The organism is Pedobacter heparinus (assembly GCF_032678725.1).
GTDB lineage: Bacteria > Bacteroidota > Bacteroidia > Sphingobacteriales > Sphingobacteriaceae > Pedobacter > Pedobacter heparinus_A.
Genome location: NZ_JAVTSC010000045.1, coordinates 1 through 1,202, shown reverse-complemented (window position 1 = coordinate 1,202; position 1,202 = coordinate 1). Strand labels below are relative to the sequence as shown.

Below are 1,202 nucleotides of genomic sequence, written 5' to 3'. Positions count from 1 at the left end.
TAGAGCTGGTGGTTTACCAGAACTATTCAAAAGAAGAAGTAGCTAAAAAGTACGGTCTGGTAAATACCTACATCCTAACCAACTGGATTATCGGTTACAAGAAAAAATTAGAGAAAGGAGCCGTAACTTTAGCTCCCATGGAAAAGCCAAAGACTAAAGATGCCGCTGAGCTGAAGAAGCGGATAAAGGATCTGGAGAAGGCATTGGAGAAGGCCAATGTACTTATCTACGGCCTGAACTCGATGATTGACCATGCTGAAAAGGCGCACAAAGTTCCCATTAGAAAAAAGGGTGGTACCAAACAGTAAAGCTGATCAAGGAGAAACGCATTACAAGGATGGGCGTCGGGCCACTTTGTAGGCTGTTTGGTAAGAGCCGACAAGCATATTATGATCATCTCAGACATTATTCCCGGCAGGGCGAGCAGGAGGAAATCGTCATTGAGATGGTCCATCAGGTCCGCAGGGAACTCCCGGGATTGGGTGGTCATAAGCTCTATAAGTGCCTTTATACGCCCTTTCAGAGCCATGGGATAAAAATTGGAAGAGATAAGCTTTATACCATTTTGGGTAAACACAAGCTTTTGATTGATAGAAAAAGAAGAAGCCCCAGGACAACCCAGTCCAATCATTGGTTCAGGCGATATCCCAATTTGATAAAGGAGATGGAGGTAGTCCGCAGTAACCAGCTATGGGTCTCTGATATCACTTATATTTGCATAGGGTACGATTTCAATTACCTTTCGCTGATTACCGATGCCTATTCAAGAAAAATCATGGGCTATTGCCTGCATTCTTATCTGAATGCCCAGGGATCTGTAAATGCCCTGAAAATGGCCCTTAAGGATCGAAATTCGGAGGCTCCACTTATCCATCATTCCGACAGGGGTGTGCAATACTGCAGCTATGATTACACATCACTGCTTCGGAATAATGATATTTCCATTAGTATGACCGAAAACGGAGAGGCATACGAAAACCCCATCGCTGAAAGAATAAATGGGATTCTTAAGACAGAGTTTAAGCTTAATCGGGTATTTCAATCCAGAAGCCAGGCAATGTTGGAAGTAACCAAGAGTATCGAATCCTATAATCATCTTCGACCCCACATGAGCTGCAATTACCTCACACCAATGGTCGCACATACAACTGAGGAACCTTTGATCAAGCGGTGGAAGAACTGTAGGAAAAAGTATAAAAGAA

The 1,202-nt window shown here is 43.4% G+C and carries 2 protein-coding genes; both read left to right on the top strand.

What is annotated here, in order from left to right:
- Positions 1-308, top strand: a 308-nt coding sequence (locus R2Q85_RS24525) for a transposase (protein ID WP_316814446.1), incomplete at its 5' end; no start/stop codon positions are given.
- 29 nt (positions 309-337) lie between these two features.
- Positions 338-1,202: IS3 family transposase (locus tag R2Q85_RS24520; protein ID WP_316814445.1), on the top strand; the 865-nt coding region annotated here is incomplete at its 3' end.